This window comes from Anabaena sp. UHCC 0451 (genome assembly GCF_034931405.1).
In the GTDB taxonomy this organism is placed as follows: domain Bacteria; phylum Cyanobacteriota; class Cyanobacteriia; order Cyanobacteriales; family Nostocaceae; genus RDYJ01.
The window spans coordinates 58,571-74,090 of the sequence record NZ_JAYGHA010000004.1; the positions used below are offsets into that span (position 1 = coordinate 58,571).

Annotated in this window: 13 protein-coding genes; 6 read left to right on the forward strand and 7 right to left on the reverse strand. The window is 35.1% G+C overall.

Features of this window, described 5'->3' with window-relative positions; translation table 11 throughout:
* Nucleotides 1–36 precede the first annotated feature (36 nt).
* Nucleotides 37–450, reverse strand: a complete 414-nt coding sequence (locus tag VB694_RS04195) for an HNH endonuclease signature motif containing protein (protein ID WP_323359059.1) — start codon at nucleotides 448–450, stop codon at nucleotides 37–39.
* On the reverse strand, nucleotides 451–660 hold the full coding sequence (locus VB694_RS04200) for a hypothetical protein (protein WP_071190106.1): 210 nt from the start codon (nucleotides 658–660) through the stop codon (nucleotides 451–453).
* Nucleotides 661–808: 148 nt separating this feature from the next.
* Between VB694_RS04200 and ileS the strand changes: the two genes are divergently transcribed.
* Entirely contained in the window at nucleotides 809–3,694 is a 2,886-nt protein-coding gene (gene ileS / locus VB694_RS04205) for an isoleucine--tRNA ligase (RefSeq protein WP_323359060.1), read from the forward strand.
* Nucleotides 3,695–3,829: 135 nt separating this feature from the next.
* Complete coding sequence (locus VB694_RS04210) at nucleotides 3,830–4,417, forward strand: Uma2 family endonuclease (protein ID WP_323359061.1); 588 nt, start codon at nucleotides 3,830–3,832, stop codon at nucleotides 4,415–4,417.
* Here VB694_RS04210 and VB694_RS04215 read toward each other — a convergent pair.
* On the reverse strand, nucleotides 4,400–4,552 hold the full coding sequence (locus tag VB694_RS04215) for a hypothetical protein (RefSeq protein ID WP_323359062.1): 153 nt from the start codon (nucleotides 4,550–4,552) through the stop codon (nucleotides 4,400–4,402). The two genes, VB694_RS04210 and VB694_RS04215, sit on opposite strands and share 18 nt — an antisense overlap.
* Nucleotides 4,553–4,703: 151 nt before the next feature.
* Nucleotides 4,704–5,588 (reverse strand): ParA family protein, encoded by an 885-nt coding sequence (locus VB694_RS04220; RefSeq protein WP_323359063.1) that lies wholly within the window; start codon nucleotides 5,586–5,588, stop codon nucleotides 4,704–4,706.
* Between the two features lie 309 nt (nucleotides 5,589–5,897).
* Between VB694_RS04220 and VB694_RS04225 the strand changes: the two genes are divergently transcribed.
* Nucleotides 5,898–7,271, forward strand: a complete 1,374-nt coding sequence (locus VB694_RS04225; protein ID WP_323359064.1) for an AAA family ATPase — start codon at nucleotides 5,898–5,900, stop codon at nucleotides 7,269–7,271.
* Nucleotides 7,271–7,999: a chromosome partitioning protein ParB gene (locus VB694_RS04230; RefSeq protein WP_323359065.1), complete on the forward strand. Its 729-nt coding sequence runs from the start codon at nucleotides 7,271–7,273 to the stop codon at nucleotides 7,997–7,999. The genes VB694_RS04225 and VB694_RS04230 overlap by 1 nt, the downstream gene beginning before the upstream one ends.
* A gap of 60 nt (nucleotides 8,000–8,059) precedes the next feature.
* On the opposite strand, the gene VB694_RS04235 is transcribed toward VB694_RS04230, so the two are convergent.
* The 3 genes from VB694_RS04235 to VB694_RS04245 form a co-directional block, all read right to left on the reverse strand.
* Nucleotides 8,060–10,120, reverse strand: a complete 2,061-nt coding sequence (locus VB694_RS04235) for an ATP-binding protein (RefSeq protein ID WP_323359066.1) — start codon at nucleotides 10,118–10,120, stop codon at nucleotides 8,060–8,062.
* A 138-nt stretch (nucleotides 10,121–10,258) separates the two neighbouring features.
* Entirely contained in the window at nucleotides 10,259–11,215 is a 957-nt protein-coding gene (locus VB694_RS04240; RefSeq protein WP_323359067.1) for a glycosyltransferase family 2 protein, read from the reverse strand.
* A gap of 4 nt (nucleotides 11,216–11,219) precedes the next feature.
* Nucleotides 11,220–12,233 carry an Npun_R2821/Npun_R2822 family protein gene (locus VB694_RS04245; protein ID WP_323359068.1) on the reverse strand — a complete coding sequence of 338 codons (1,014 nt, stop codon included), beginning with the start codon at nucleotides 12,231–12,233 and terminating at the stop codon, nucleotides 11,220–11,222.
* A 211-nt stretch (nucleotides 12,234–12,444) separates the two neighbouring features.
* Between VB694_RS04245 and VB694_RS04250 the strand changes: the two genes are divergently transcribed.
* Both VB694_RS04250 and VB694_RS04255 read left to right on the forward strand, forming a co-directional pair.
* On the forward strand, nucleotides 12,445–13,665 hold the full coding sequence (locus VB694_RS04250) for a glycosyltransferase family 4 protein (protein ID WP_323359069.1): 1,221 nt from the start codon (nucleotides 12,445–12,447) through the stop codon (nucleotides 13,663–13,665).
* Nucleotides 13,666–14,328: 663 nt separating this feature from the next.
* The gene (locus VB694_RS04255) at nucleotides 14,329–15,513 is read left to right on the forward strand and encodes a helix-turn-helix domain-containing protein (protein ID WP_323359070.1); all 1,185 of its coding nucleotides are present in this window, start codon (nucleotides 14,329–14,331) and stop codon (nucleotides 15,511–15,513) included.
* The last annotated feature ends 7 nt before the right edge of the window (nucleotides 15,514–15,520 follow it).

Genomic DNA, 15,520 nt, shown 5'->3' on the forward strand with positions numbered 1-15,520 from the left:
TGTAATGTTGGGTTTTCTTAACTCAACCGAAAGGGCTTAAAATGGTGGATGACGGCCAAGTAATTCCTCTTCTCCACGAATTGCTAACATCATCGGCCGATTTATTTTCAATGCTTCAACAGTTCCTCGTCCTGTAGCTGTTAATCCTACTACTCTCACACCATCCCAGAGAAAGTTTTCTGTCCATACTTGTTGACGAGGATTAAAAATAAATACTTCTTTTTTTGTTTCTGGATCTGTTACTGTTTGTCTAGCAGATTTGCGAAGTGAACACGACACACAAGCAAGAGCTAAATTATCAGATGTTGTTGCACCACCAGCCACAACTGGAATAATATGATCTATGTGAAATGTTGCAGCTTGTCCCGCTTGAGACAAACAACAATATTCACACCTATCTTTTGCACGCTGGATAACTAATTGACGTAGTGAACTTGGAATTTTACCCATTTATCCCGCCCGCATGATCCGCTGAGAACGCAAAGAAAGCAAAGATAAAAATTCCGCCAAATCAACTAAACCTTCAGCTTCATTTCTTTCTGCTAAAGTCAATTCTTCACCAGCATCTTGACGATCTAATAAAAATTGTAACCGTGTTTGTACAGCTTCAGGAAGTTGAAAATAAGTCAAACTAACGGGTATCTCAATTACTTCAGTCATATAATATTTCCCTACAGATGTGATCTATTGCCTGAAAGTATGACTATAAATCTCTGATCAATATAGCGATCGCTCACCGCACCCTACAATCATACCATCTCTTATAATTGATCGGATAACCTGCACACCTACATTTAGGCATGAAACTGTGACCGAAACTGGAAAATACAAAGATACCGTCAACTTACCCAAAACTAACTTCGATATGCGGGCAAACGCCATTAAGCGCGAACCCGAAATCCAAAAATTCTGGGAAGAAAACAACATTTATTCTCAACTGGCTGAAAACAACCCCGGCGAATTATTTATACTCCATGATGGTCCTCCCTATGCTAACGGCCAGTTGCATATTGGTCATGCCTTAAATAAGATTCTCAAAGATATTATTAACCGCTACCATTTGCTAAAAGGTCGTAAAATTCGCTACGTTCCAGGCTGGGATTGTCACGGATTGCCAATTGAGTTGAAAGTTCTGCAAAATATGAAACAGGCAGAACGGCAAAATCTCACTCCTTTGCAATTGCGTCAAAAAGCCAAAGAGTTTGCACTGAAAACCGTAGATGAGCAAAGAGAAGGCTTTAAACGCTATGGAATTTGGGGTGATTGGGAAAATCCTTATTTAACCCTCAAACCGGAATACGAAGCCGCGCAAATTGGCGTTTTTGGGGAAATGTTCCTCAAAGGTTATATCTATCGCGGTTTAAAGCCTGTGCATTGGAGTCCTAGTTCTAAAACCGCTTTGGCTGAAGCAGAGTTAGAATATCCTGAAGGTCACGTTTCTAGGAGTATTTACGCGGCTTTTCCGGTGCAGAAGGTTGCAGAAGGGTTAAAAGCTAGTTTGGATGGCTTCTTGCCTGATTTGGGCGTGGCTGTGTGGACTACTACTCCTTGGACTATTCCCGGTAATTTGGCTGTGGCTGTGAATGGTGCGTTGGAGTATGCGGTGGTGGAGGTGTCACGCAGAGACGCAGAGGCGCGGAGAGAATGCAGATATCTGATTGTTGCGGCTGAGTTGGTAGGGCGTTTGGGAGAGATTTTGGATGCTGAGTTAACGGTAAAAGCTAAATTCTCTGGTCAGGATTTGGAACATACTACTTACCGTCATCCTCTGTTTGACCGTGAAAGTCCGGTGGTGGTTGGTGGTGATTATATCACTACTGAGTCGGGGACTGGGTTGGTACATACTGCTCCTGGTCATGGTCAAGAGGATTATATTGTCGGTCAGCGTTACGGTTTGCCGATTCTTGCACCTGTTGATGATAGTGGTAATTTCACGGATGAGGCTGGTAAGTTTGCTGGCTTGAATGTTTTGGGTGATGGTAATCAAGCGATTATTGACGCTTTGAATGAGGTCGGTTCTCTGTTGAAGGAGGAAGCATATCCTCACAAGTATCCTTATGATTGGAGAACAAAAAAACCAACGATTTTCCGTGCTACTGAACAATGGTTTGCTTCTGTGGCAGGATTTAGGGAAGATGCTTTAAAAGCGATCGCATCTGTGCGTTGGATTCCCGCTCAAGGTGAAAACCGCATCACACCGATGATAGCAGAAAGATCCGATTGGTGTATTTCTCGTCAACGTTCTTGGGGTGTGCCGATTCCCGTGTTTTATGATGAAGCAACTGGGGAAGTTTTGCTGAATGCGGACACGATTAACCACGTTCAAGCTATCTTTGCCGAAAAGGGTTCTGATGCTTGGTGGGAGTTGTCGGTTGAAGAGTTGTTACCGGAAACATATCGCAATAATGGCAAGACTTACCGCCGAGGTACGGATACGATGGATGTCTGGTTTGATTCTGGCTCGTCTTGGGCAGCGGTGGCGAAGCAAAGACCGGAGTTATGCTATCCTGTTGATATGTATTTAGAAGGTTCTGATCAACATCGGGGATGGTTTCAATCGTCTTTGTTAACCAGTGTTGCAGTTAATGGCATTGCACCTTATAAAACTGTGTTAACTCATGGTTTTGTCTTGGATGAAAATGGCCGAAAAATGAGTAAATCGGTGGGAAATGTTGTTGATCCACAGGTTATTATTAACGGTGGTAGTAACCAAAAACAACAACCTGCTTATGGTGCTGATGTTTTGCGTTTGTGGGTTTCTTCTGTAGATTATTCTGGTGATGTGCGTCTGGGAAGTAACATCATTAAACAACTCGCTGATGTGAGAAATAAAATCCGCAATACTGCGCGGTTTTTATTGGGTAGTTTGCATGATTTTGATCCTCAGAAGGATGCTGTAGCTTTTGATGATTTGCCAGATTTGGATAAGTATATGTTACACCGCATTCGTGAGGTGTTTAATGAGGTGACGGACGCTTTTGATAGTTTCCAGTTTTTCCGCTTTTTCCAAACTGTGCAGAATTTCTGTGTTGTTGATTTGTCGAACTTTTATTTAGATGTTGCGAAAGATAGATTATATATCAGTGCTGCTGATAGTTTCCGTCGTCGTAGTTGTCAAACAGTTTTGCAGATTGCTTTGGAGAATTTAGCCAGAGCGATCGCACCTGTTTTGTGTCATACTGCGGAAGATATTTGGCAATTTATCCCCTATAAAACATCATTTAAATCAGTATTTGAAGCTGGTTGGATTCAGGTTAGTGATGAATGGGAAAAAGACGAATTAGAAGCAGAATTTTGGAATACTTTGCGTTCACTCCGCACCGATGTTAACAAGGTGATGGAACAAGCGCGGATGGAAAAAATGATTGGTTCTTCTTTGGAAGCAAAGGTATTACTGCATATTCCCCATAAACAGTTGCGTGAAGCTATCCAAGGTTTCAATCCTGTGAAGGGTAATGGTATTGATGAACTGCGATATTTATTGCTGACTTCTCAGGTGGAAATTGTCGATAATGCTGCAAAAATTTCTGAGTTGAAATATACTACAACCACAGAAGATTGGACAATTGGAATAGTAAATGCAGATGGGGACAAGTGCGATCGCTGTTGGAATTATTCTACTCATGTAGGAGAATCAGAAGCACATCCTTTATTGTGTGAAAGATGTGTTCCCGCATTAGCTGGGGAATTTTAGTATCATAGAAAGGTAGGGGTTTAAGATCCCCGACTTCTTTTTTAAGTTGGTTAACAAATGATCAATTAATATTAGAAGTCGGGGATCTGTATCTTGAACAAATAAACTAGAAACTAACACCTTGAGGTAAAAATCATGAACACTGCAATAACAACTTTACCTCCTCAACTCACATTAAATCTCGATTTAACAGATGAGCAATTTTTTCAACTATGTCAAAATAACCGGGATTTAAGATTTGAACGCACAGCAGCAGGGGAATTAATAATTATGCCACCAACTGGTAGCGATACAGGAAATCGTAATTTTGATATTGCTGTAGAATTAGGAATTTGGAATAAACAAACAAAATTAGGTAAAGGATTTGATTCTTCCACAGGTTTTAAATTACCCAATGGAAAAGATGTTTCTCCTGATGTTGCTTGGGTTAAAAAAGAAAGTTGGGATAGTTTAACACCAGAACAACAAAATAAATTTGCACCTATTTACCCTGATTTTGTAATTGAATTGCGTTCTCCTAGCGATAGTTTAAAACCATTACAAGAAAAAATGCAAGAATATATAGAAAATGGTGTTAAATTAGCTTGGTTAATTGATAGAAAACAACGTAAAGTATTTATTTATCGTCCTGCTAAAGTTGTGGAAGAATTAGATAAACCACAAACATTAAATGGTGAAGATATTTTACCAGGATTTGTTTTAGATTTAAGTGACATTTGGTAATAAATTAAGTATCCATAAATTATTTAATCTTTCAATAGCTTGATCATATTCTTCTTCATTACGAATTGTCAGCAAAGGAGCGATCGCACTCCAATAGATATTAATATCAGGGGGCAATGTAGTTAATTTTTCCATAGATTTTTGTCGTATTCTGAATGAGTTAAGATATTGCGAATATACACTTTAATCATAATGTGAGCATACCAAAATCCCCGACTTCTTTTTTAATTTTGTAAATAAATGATAAATTAATTTCAGAAGTCGGGGATCTATATGTAAGAAAGTTTTACAATTTCTGCAACAATTCCTGAGTCAACTGCATAAATGACTTAGCACCAGCAGAACCCGGACTCATTAACGTTACCGGCATAAAACTATCAACAGCTTTGGCTACATTTACATCAACAGGAATTTGTGACTGACAAATAGTTTCCACACCAAAATCTTCCACAACTCGGTGCATTACTTGTTTATAATATCTGCCAGTCAGCAAATTAGTATTGCACATACTAAAAACAATTCCCAGCATTTTGATATTGATTTTTGCTTCATGTTCGTGACTATCTTTCAACTTAGCAATGCGTCTTTCTAATAATTGAATTCCCACCACAGATAAAGGTTCTGGTTTAGCAGGAAGCAGATAAAAATCGCTAGTTGCTAAAGCACTACGAGTCATGAGATTATAACCAGGAGCGCAATCTAAAAGAATAAAATCATATTCATCACGCACGGGTTTTAAAATATCCCTAATCAGCACTCTTTCAAACCGATTCCAAATAGTTTCAAAATCTTGCTCACCCAAGGCAATTGCTTGATTATGCACCATTTCCGAAACAACAAATTCATCATATAAATCTATATCTCCTGGCAATAAATCCAAACCGGGAAGATTGCATAATTGAGATTGAATGATATCATGAATTTTGAATTGCGGATTAGGTTCTGGGTTAATAACTTCATCTATTAAATATCTAAATGTCTTCCTTTGTTTGCGACGTTTGGCAAACTCCACCGGTGACATTAAGCTAAGTGTGGCGCTAATTTGACTGTCTAAATCAAGAACAAGTACCTTTTTTCCGTGATTTTTCGCTAAACAAGTAGCTAAATTAACGGTGAGGGTAGTTTTACCTACTCCACCTTTCATGTTTGCAGTTGCAATTACATATCCCATTTTTATTTCCTCTGCTGACGCATTCCCATCAAGGTAGCGTACATATTATCTAATAGATTTTAACTTTCGCTAATTTAGTCTTTGGGAGGATGCGAAAATGTGCTTTTATGATCAGATACCCGACTTCTCCAAGAAGTCGGGTATCTATGGGGGTATCTTTAGAGTCTTTTACGTATAAATACTAAGTTAATTAGCTTTTGACTACAAATCTTTAAGTAAACTTTATAAAATTAAAAGCTCATGTTATGACACAATGAATCGTGTAGCTAAATTTTCATGATGATTACTGTTCATTAGAGGTAAAATACCTTGCTTTTTAACCCTGCACTGTGCCGTAATGAAAGCGAAGTTGAAAGTAAACTCATTGTTCAATATTTGCTACCACAGTTAGGTTATACACCTGATACATGGCATCAGGAAGTGGCCTTTGGTAGCATTCGCTTAGATTTTTTAGCATTTTCAGCACAAGCTATTCCCTTTGTGTTGGATGATAACTCACCCCTTAGTGTAGTAATGGAGGCAAAAAGCCCAAAGCAAAATTTAAATTATCATGTTTTACGACTACGGCATTATTTAACGAGTTTAAATGTGTGCTATGGGTTGTTAACTAATGGTAAGGAAATCAGAATTTATGAAAAAGACGGGGCTGATATTATCCTAGTTTTTCAATGTGATGGTAATGATATTGAGGAAAATATCGAGGAAATTAGGGGGGTAATTGGTAGGGAAAGTTTGAAGAATAGGCAGTTTAAGGAACAGTTAGAAGTTCAAGTATCACAGTTAGAAACTAAGAAGGAGAATTCTATGAAGACAATCGCAATTTATCACAATAAAGGCGGAGTTGGGAAAACAACTGTTGCAGTTAATTTAGCAGCGGCATTTAGTAATAAAGGCAAAAGAGTTCTCTTAATTGATATAGATGCTCAAGCCAATACAACCTTTGCTACAGGATTAATCAAGTTTCAATTTGAAGAAGATGATGATCTACGAGATAAAAACATTTTTCACTTGATTAATGTTGGAGATTATAATTTCATACCTGATGTGGTTCGCAAGTCCCAGTATTTCAATAATCCAGAGATTGAAATCGTTCCTTCACACATTACTTTAATGGATGAACAACACAATCTCACTAGAATTATGAATGCTAGAAGCAGGTTATCTAGCAAGTTAAAAAAAGTAGAGAATGAATATGATATCGTAATTATTGATACACCTCCATCAAGAGATGTATATGCTGAAGTTGCTCTAATTGCTGCTGATCATCTTATAATTCCTTCCGATTTAAAACCATTTGCAAATCAAGGATTACCAACAGTAAAAAACTTTGTAGAGCAAATTAATGAATCTAGAGAAGTTTTGGGTAAATCACCATTAAATATACTTGGAGTTTTAGCATCTAAAATCTCAACCAATCATAAATTTCTACAATATACATTTCCAAAACAAAGAGATGTAATTCCTGAAAAGTATGATTTACCGTTAATGGAAGCAGTCATTTATGATAGGAGTGTACTTTCAGAATGCTTGAATAAAACTATAACTATCGGAGAATTAGAATATCCTGATCCTAAGTCGATAATTAAATACGCAGAAGAAGTCAAATCTAATGCTCAACAATCCGCATTAGAATTTGAAATTTTGGCCAATGAAGTTTTACAAAAAATGGGAGTTCAAGAATAATGCGGTTTTACCTCGTAGATGTTAAAGATATTGTATCTGATGTTCCTCGCTCAAATTTTGATGAAGCTGAATTAGAAACCATTGCAGAACTAATTATAGAAAGTGGGGGACTTATCAAACCTTTAGTTCTTAAACAATCAGGTGCAGAAACTTATGCAGTAGTTGAAGGACATTTAGAATATTATGCTGCTGTCAGAGCGAAGGAAAAAAATCCGCGTCAATGTGAAATGGTGAATGCGTTTGTTATCTCCCCAAAAATTGAGGACTTGGTTTTAAAGCAAGTTACAGCTATTACAGGAGTTGGTGATGGTAATAAACCACCAATAATTGAACCTGTGATAACTAATATAGAAACATCTCGCTTAAACAATCTAGAATTAAGATTGGAGAAAGTTATTAGTGAGTTAAAGTCAGAAATTGCACAGGAAAGACAGAGAGTTGATGATAAATTCAAGGAAGTTAATAGTAATACTCCAAAGCCAGGAGAAGAAGTATCTCAGCCAAATGATCCGCTACAATTACTTAACACTTTAACACAACAGCAATTAGTTGCAAGATTAAGAAGCTCTCGAATAACAAGTTATGAAAAAAAGGCTAAAGCTATTGTAGAAGCAAGAAACAAGAAACAAAATCAAAAATTTGAAGATTATCGAGATGTCAAGAGTTCCGTTACAGGATTAGGTGAAATGGGAATTCTAACCATTATTGATGAGTGGTCAAGAAATTAAACTTCTCTTCCTTTGCGCCTTTGCGTGAAACAAAACCCCCGCATTTGGCGCAAAAACCAATCACTTCTTAGGAAACAAACAAACCAACTGAGCATCTGGTGAAGCTTTAGAATCAATAATTTTAATCTTATTTTCCCAACATAATTGTTGAATCAAACCATCAAGTTGTAACTCAGTCAAAATCGAAAAATGACTACAAGCTTTTTGTAACAAAACTTTTCTACTCAAACAAGACTGAGTAATAACTAAATTAAATATATAATCTTTGGCTTCCTTCCATTCTATTTGTTTATTCATCCGTCTGAACATATTAAGTTCACCACTATTACCACTACTATCATCCTTCTCAAAATCTAAATCATCTAATTTTTGAACTATTCCCAAATCTTGTAATAAATAACAATCATCTAAAATCTTAGTTGCAGCTATCAGAGATTGCAAATTCTTTAAACTAATAATTTTATTACCAATTACCAAATCTCCTTCCCGCGCATTTCTCACCAAACTATGATATGTAGCTAAATAATGAATAGAATTTAAATCAGGAATAATATAACGATGTACAGGAGAATTAACAAAAATATCCTGATAAACTTTATAACCTTTACTTTCGGGAGTCCCTAAAGGTTGTGAACGAATTAGGAATAATTTAAAAGATGGATTTTTTTCAAGTGTTTTTCTACAAGCTTCCATCACGTAAAAAAAACTGTTTAAATTTGCATCTTCAGTCCAAACAACTCCTAATATTTCTGGTTTATGCGGAAATTCGTAACCAAGCGAATAACTAGCATACTTGCTTCTAATAAACAGAGGATTTATAACTTTCTCTATTTGCAGAGCCAATAAAACTTCTTGTAGAAACTGAATCAATTCTGAAGACGATATTTGAGAAATCTGTGTAATTTGTTGACGATATTGGGAAAATTCCTCATACCATCTGACCTTGAAATATGAAAATATTTCTAATTTATCTTGAGTTTTTTTATAAAAAGTAAACGTACTACTTTTATCATCTTGAGCTAAATATTCCTTATGCTCTTTAAATACATTTTTACCAAAAATAATTACATCTCTAAAATTCATTCTCCCTCTGGGAAATGTCTTCTCTAATAATTGACGACTTAACGGATAAAGAGGAGAAGTAAGTTGAGAAGTTGCTTGTCGATGCAGATATTCAAGTCGAGATACTAAAATTAATTCTGCTTGAGCTAAACTAATATTTCTTAATTCTACCCTTTGATTAATAGTAGATTGGTAAGATTCTTCAATTTGATATTTATTCTGTTCCCAGGTATGAGTAGCAATACTAATAATAATCAGAAAGTTATTATTATCCTCCCGAATTTTAGCATTGGCTTGAAATAAAGCATCTAAATCTAATGCTCCATCTGGTAACCGAGCAATACTTTCAAGTTGATTAAAACAGAGTATAATTGGCTGAACATCACAACTAATTCTACTAAAATTACTGATAGTTTCCCTAGCTGTTGTTTCTGTATCTATTGACTTTTCTACTCCCAATGCTTGTAGAGACTCTTCTGTTAAATCATCTCCGCGCAGATATTTATAAGCTAAATCAGATAATTCTGGATTAATTAATTCATATAAAATAGCAAAGAAAATATCAGGATGATAAATATTGACTTGTTTATATTTTTCTTTAATTTTATTAATAAATTTTTGCTTTTCGCTTCGTAAAAAACCTAATAAAGTATCTTTCCGTTCGTTAATAGTAGATAACCACAACAACAACGGAGATGTTTGATTATCATCTGTAACCTTTATTAAATTATCAACAACATAGCGTAAAATCCACCGCCAAATGTTATCACGTTTAGCAAAGGGAGGAATATGAACAAAACAAGCTTTATAGCTTAATTGACTTTTTAATCTAGTTAATAAATAAGTTTTACCACAACCAGTATCTCCAGTAATTAGTACAGTACGTGTAAGATGATCTTGAATAACTTGACTTACTAATGCTTCAATTTTGATAAATGTTTCTTGATGAATATAACTGATAGTAGGTTCAGAATATTCCTGATTATCTCCTAAATTAGCACAGTAAATATTATCAAAAGGATTAGTATTTCTGAGAATAATCTCATCAATAGATGGCATACAAATTGCTCCTAGTTTACCGTAGCTTTTTTGAAAAAAGTGGATGCTATGAGTATTAGCTAATTCATAACTCTTTTAGAATTATTTTGGGTTAAGAATTGATTATGATTAAAGAAAATATATAATCAAGTCTAAATTTTATAGAACATCACCCCGTAGATGGCGTAAAAAATTAAACGCCCAACTTCTTAAACCAACAGGTAAAAAAGATAAACCGAAACCTGTTAAGGTCTTGATAATAGAAGCTGACTTACCCGCCAAAACTAACTCTCTTCCCTTTTGAGGTTGATTATTTTCAATTAACCGCAACCCCAATAATAATTTTGTTTCAGATAAACGATTTTTCCTAATCGTCTCCAGTTCCTCAAACTCAAACTGATAACTTTCTAAATAACGAATTTTATCATATAAATAAGGAATAGCTCGATTAATACCTTTCTGTTCTGCATGAACTCGATATTCCATCAACATCTCTGGTAAATAATAACCCTTTTTCCCAGCCAAAGCTAACCGCACAAATAAATCATTATCCTCACAATTTTGCCAATTAGGCATCATAAAATTTAATTCTTGCAAAGTTTGCCGTCGAAATAAAGTTGCACCAATTTGAAAACTTTGGCGCACAAATACAACTTCCAATAAATTATCTATAATACCTGTTGCTAAATCTTTTCTACCCCAACGGTGAGAATTTTCTTGAGATGCTTCCTCATCTCTAACATTGTTAATATCAATTATCCAATGATCCGTACCCACAAAATCAAGACTAGAATCTTTTGCTAAAATTGCAGATGTCTGTAATAAAAAATCAGGAGTTAATCGATCATCATCATCAAATTTAATAAAAAATTCACCACTAGCTGCATCAAAACCAGAACGCATATTATTACTTTTACCGATATTTTGCGAATGACGAATATATTTAATGCGTTTGTCTGTGTATTTTGACATCAATTCTGGTGTATCATCATTAGAACCATCATCACAAATAATTAACTCAAAATCTTGCTCAGATTGATTTAATACACTTTCAATGGCAAAAGGTAGTAGTTGAACGCGATTAAAAGTAGGAATGCAAACAGAAATTTTTACCATTAGCTTAAAAAAGAGCTTTCTTAACTTTCTGAATAGTTTTTTGTAACAACCTATTTGCTTTAGTCAAACTATTAGGTGCTTTCAGAACCTGTGGTTTTTGTCCAGGATTTTTTAAAAAACGGTAGTACAAAAATACATCTTGATACCGAACATTTACATCTTCACCTTGGCATAAACGAGTAAAATTAATTGAGGGATAGTTCATATAGTGTAGCCGATGAATTGGCTTTAACCCTTCCTCATTATAAACAACATTATCTATATTCACAAATGGGTCAGAAATTGCACAATTACCAGTTCTATCTTCTCCCTGATCACTAAGCGTAAAATTGAAAAGAGGCCGATTTGATTTAAAAGTTAAATAATTAAACAAATGAGCATCATCCCACCATGCAGTTAGCCATTCTACTTCTTTCTTTTTAACTAGCAGATTTTGCAATTCCAGTAATTCTTGTTCAGCAAATAATCCCCGTTTAGAAGCGAAAAAATCTGAACAATGAAGACGAGGACGTATATCTTTTTCAGTAAATAAATTCTGGTTTTCTAATAAAGGAATGTTTAACGGTACTTTGGTTTTGTCTTTAGTATGTATCCAGTCATCAAAAATAAAATCATAGTTATTTAATTTTTCAAAAATATTATCAAAAGATTTCATCGCTAAACTGTCAGCATCACAAAAAATAAATCTGTCAAATAGTCCATCAAAAACACACATTTTTCTTTGCAAATGTCCCGAAGACCACCAGTTACGTGCTATTTTCGATGTTTTAGCACCTGGATGATGTTGCCAGACTTGATGAGCAAAAGATTCCCAACGCGCAATAGAATCAACATTATCAAACAGCGTAACATTTGCTCTAGAATCAATTTCTTGTTTGACTTTATCTAACTTGTCATCATAGGGAATTATACAAACGGGAATATCTGTGCTAATATTCTTTTCAATGCTATTTAGCAAAGCCAATAACTGATCATAAACTACATCGTTAGCTAAAGTATAAATTCCCAAATAACTCATTTGATACTTCCTTAAAAATATATGAATTTTTTACAAACACCGGAAGATGAGATTTAGCATACCTGAAAGTATACAATCAGTCTGAGAATAATCTCTCAAATCAAAACCATGATACCGTTCTTTGTATCTAAAGTAACATAAATCTCTTATATTTTACAAACTCTACTCTATATACAAAGTAAACAATTTTTACCTTAAAGTTATCACATTTATGCAAATTCTTATGCTATCTTCAACTTTTCCCTATCCACCAACCAGAGGAGGAACTCAAGTCAGGACATTTAATTTACTCAAGTATCTCCGTCAATACCATAGCATTACTTTGGTAACTCAACGGGAGTCTGATGTTATGGACGCGGAAATAGCAGGTTTGCGAGAGTGCGTAGATAATCTGGTTGTTTTTGATCGTCCCTCAGAACAGGTGAGTTCAGCAGAAATACCCAAAAAAATTCAGCGATTAAGTTCATTTTTATTTACGGGTACACCTCCAAACGTTCTTAACCGCTATTCCATTGAAATGCAATCATGGATTGATAACTTTGTCAAGTCTAGTAAATGTGATGTAATTACCTGTGAACACAGTGTTAACGAAATTTACATTCGTCCTGATTTTCAAACCCACGTAAAAACCATTATCAATATTCATAGTTCTGTGTATGGAACTTGTTTAAATCAGTTAGCAACTGGTACTTCAGAAAATCAATTAAGAGATAAAATTAATCTGCCTTTATTGCGTCGTTATGAACAAAATTATTGTTCAAAATTTAGCAATATTGTAGTTACAACAGCAGAGGATAAAGAACAATTACAAAAATTTAATCCAAAAGCTGAAATTGCCGTTATTCCTAATGGTGTAGATTTAGTTTCCTTTCCCAAACGTCTTCAAGATCCCGGTGGACATCGGATAATTTTTATTGGTGCAATGGATAATTTAGCTAATATTGATGCGGTTTGTTTTTTCAGCAATGAAGTATTACCAGAAATCCAAAAACTCTATCCTGATACAACCTTTGATATAGTCGGTTCTCGTCCTGATTCAGCAGTTTTAGCACTTGGGCAAAAACCCGGGATTAATGTAACAGGTAGTGTACCATCAATGGTAGAATATTTACATAAATCTACTGTTTGTGTTGTACCAATGCGGACAGGATTTGGCATCAAAAATAAAACCCTAGAAGCGATGGCCGCAGGTATCCCCGTTGTAGGGAGCGATCGCGGTGTAGAAGGATTAGCTGTAGATGGTATAAATACACCTATCCGAGCCTTACGAGCAAACCAAACTACAGAATACATAAGTGCTATTACTCAGCTTTTTGAACAGCCAAAACTCAGACAACAACTCTCTACTTGTGCTAGAGAACTGATTGAAACCCAATTCACCTGGGAAATTGCAGGTCAGCGGTATAATCAAATTTGCTCAGAAAAAAAGTAATTATAGTTACATCAAAACATCATCTACTAATTTAAAAGAGTCAACAACAATGAGTAATTACATCCACTGTCCTCGGAATAGCGTTACACCCCATATAAATAATCAACAAAATCAAGAAACTAACTTATGCGATTTTTGCTGGAATGAATACTGCTTCTGCTGGTCTGAATACTGTATGAATGAATGGTATGATGTTCAAACCCAACATGATCACCAAAAAGGTAATAAAAAATCAAGCCATTCCCCATCCCAAAATTAGTAAGCATCCCCATTTTGTCCAAATAACTGATGAATAAGAACATCTGGCGATCGCCAGATATACGTAATTACACAGAAATATATTTTGCTTGTGTAGTCTAAATTGTCGTTAAAAATTGCCGTGATGACAAGACAGAAGGGAAGAGGTTTTTGGGCAACTTTACTTTTTGTTACATCCTGGTTTCTGAGGAGTCACTGCGCGTCTATGGTTTTTTGCACCTATACACACACACACATATATATATATATATATATTAATATTACAAGTAGTAGTTATCTCTTAAAATTTAAAGTTAAATAAACTAAATGTAGGCTTATAAGTATATTAAATATTCCATCAACTTTTATCAATTTGAACTTGTGCAATTTTCAAATCAATCCCTGCAACTATAGTGAGAATTTCCGGTGAATATAGAACTGTTTGTCCAACGTACAGAATTATTACGCCAGCGTTTAGAAGATTTGTATCAGACTGCTAATGTATTACCTTGGATTCCTTCGGATTTAATACCAGAAGCATTTAAAGAACTCTACACCACCTCACAAATGCTGCAATTAGCAGTTGAAGAACTTTACCAACAAAATGAAGAATTCATACAAACACGCAAGTTGCTGGAAACACAACGTCAACATTACCAAGATTTATTTGAGTTCGCACCAGTAGCCTATTTAATCACTAATCAACAAGGTATCATCCAAGAAGCCAACCACGTAGCAGAAAAGCTACTGAATATTTCCGCAAATTTTCTAGTTGGTAAACCTATAATTATTTTTATTCCCCACGAACAACACCCATACTTTTATAACAAACTTACCCAGATATCTCAATCTCAGAAAATCCAAAAACTTTTATTACCTTTACAACCCCGCGAGAGTGATAAATTTGATGCCTCACTGAAAGTTAAATCTTTCACCCCAAAGCATGGAAAAACCACAAATTTACACTGGTTAATCCAAAAAATTTCTGAACATCATTCAATAGCATCAAAAACCTTCCCTATTGAATCAGACTTAATAGATGATTTTCCTATAAATAAATATTCTAAAGGAGAATTAATTGCCCTCAACCCCCTATTAATTTGTTATGTTCGGCAGGGTTTAGTTAAACTTAGTACATTTAGTGAAATCGGCGAAGAATTGGTGACGGGTTTAGCAACATCAGGAATGGTTTTTAGTCCTAGTATGACATCTCTAGCAACTTACCAAGCAAAAGCTTTGACAGATGTTGAATTAGCATCAATTTCTCTGACAGAAATTACAGTTTCTCCATCAATGAATGAAATCCTCTTACCTAAAATTCAGCAACGATTACAACAGACGGAATCTTTTTTATTCATTACAAGTAGGAAAAAAGTACAAGATAGACTACATCATTTATTAGATTTTTTAAAAAAGAAAATTGGTGAACCAGTACCAGAAGGAACTCGTCTTACTTTTCGCCTTACCCATGAAGATATTGCCAGTATTTGTGGCACTACCAGAGTTACAATTACACGTTTACTCAGTCAATTTGAACAACAAGGTATCATTAGCTTTGATCATAAAAAACATATTATTTGCAATAGACATCTGCGAAAAGAGAATGTATAGAAGTTGT

Bases quoted from the DNA above. Each gene is read 5' to 3' on its own strand.
- VB694_RS04195 (WP_323359059.1), bottom strand. From the start codon at position 450: ATGGGTAAAATTCCAAGTTCACTACGTCAATTAGTTATCCAGCGTGCA.
- VB694_RS04200 (WP_071190106.1), bottom strand. From the start codon at position 660: ATGACTGAAGTAATTGAGATACCCGTTAGTTTGACTTATTTTCAACTT.
- VB694_RS04210 (WP_323359061.1), top strand. From the start codon at position 3,830: ATGAACACTGCAATAACAACTTTACCTCCTCAACTCACATTAAATCTC.
- VB694_RS04215 (WP_323359062.1), bottom strand. From the start codon at position 4,552: ATGGAAAAATTAACTACATTGCCCCCTGATATTAATATCTATTGGAGT.
- VB694_RS04220 (WP_323359063.1), bottom strand. From the start codon at position 5,588: ATGGGATATGTAATTGCAACTGCAAACATGAAAGGTGGAGTAGGTAAA.
- VB694_RS04230 (WP_323359065.1), top strand. From the start codon at position 7,271: ATGCGGTTTTACCTCGTAGATGTTAAAGATATTGTATCTGATGTTCCT.
- VB694_RS04235 (WP_323359066.1), bottom strand. From the start codon at position 10,120: ATGCCATCTATTGATGAGATTATTCTCAGAAATACTAATCCTTTTGAT.
- VB694_RS04240 (WP_323359067.1), bottom strand. From the start codon at position 11,215: ATGGTAAAAATTTCTGTTTGCATTCCTACTTTTAATCGCGTTCAACTA.
- VB694_RS04245 (WP_323359068.1), bottom strand. From the start codon at position 12,233: ATGAGTTATTTGGGAATTTATACTTTAGCTAACGATGTAGTTTATGAT.
- VB694_RS04250 (WP_323359069.1), top strand. From the start codon at position 12,445: ATGCAAATTCTTATGCTATCTTCAACTTTTCCCTATCCACCAACCAGA.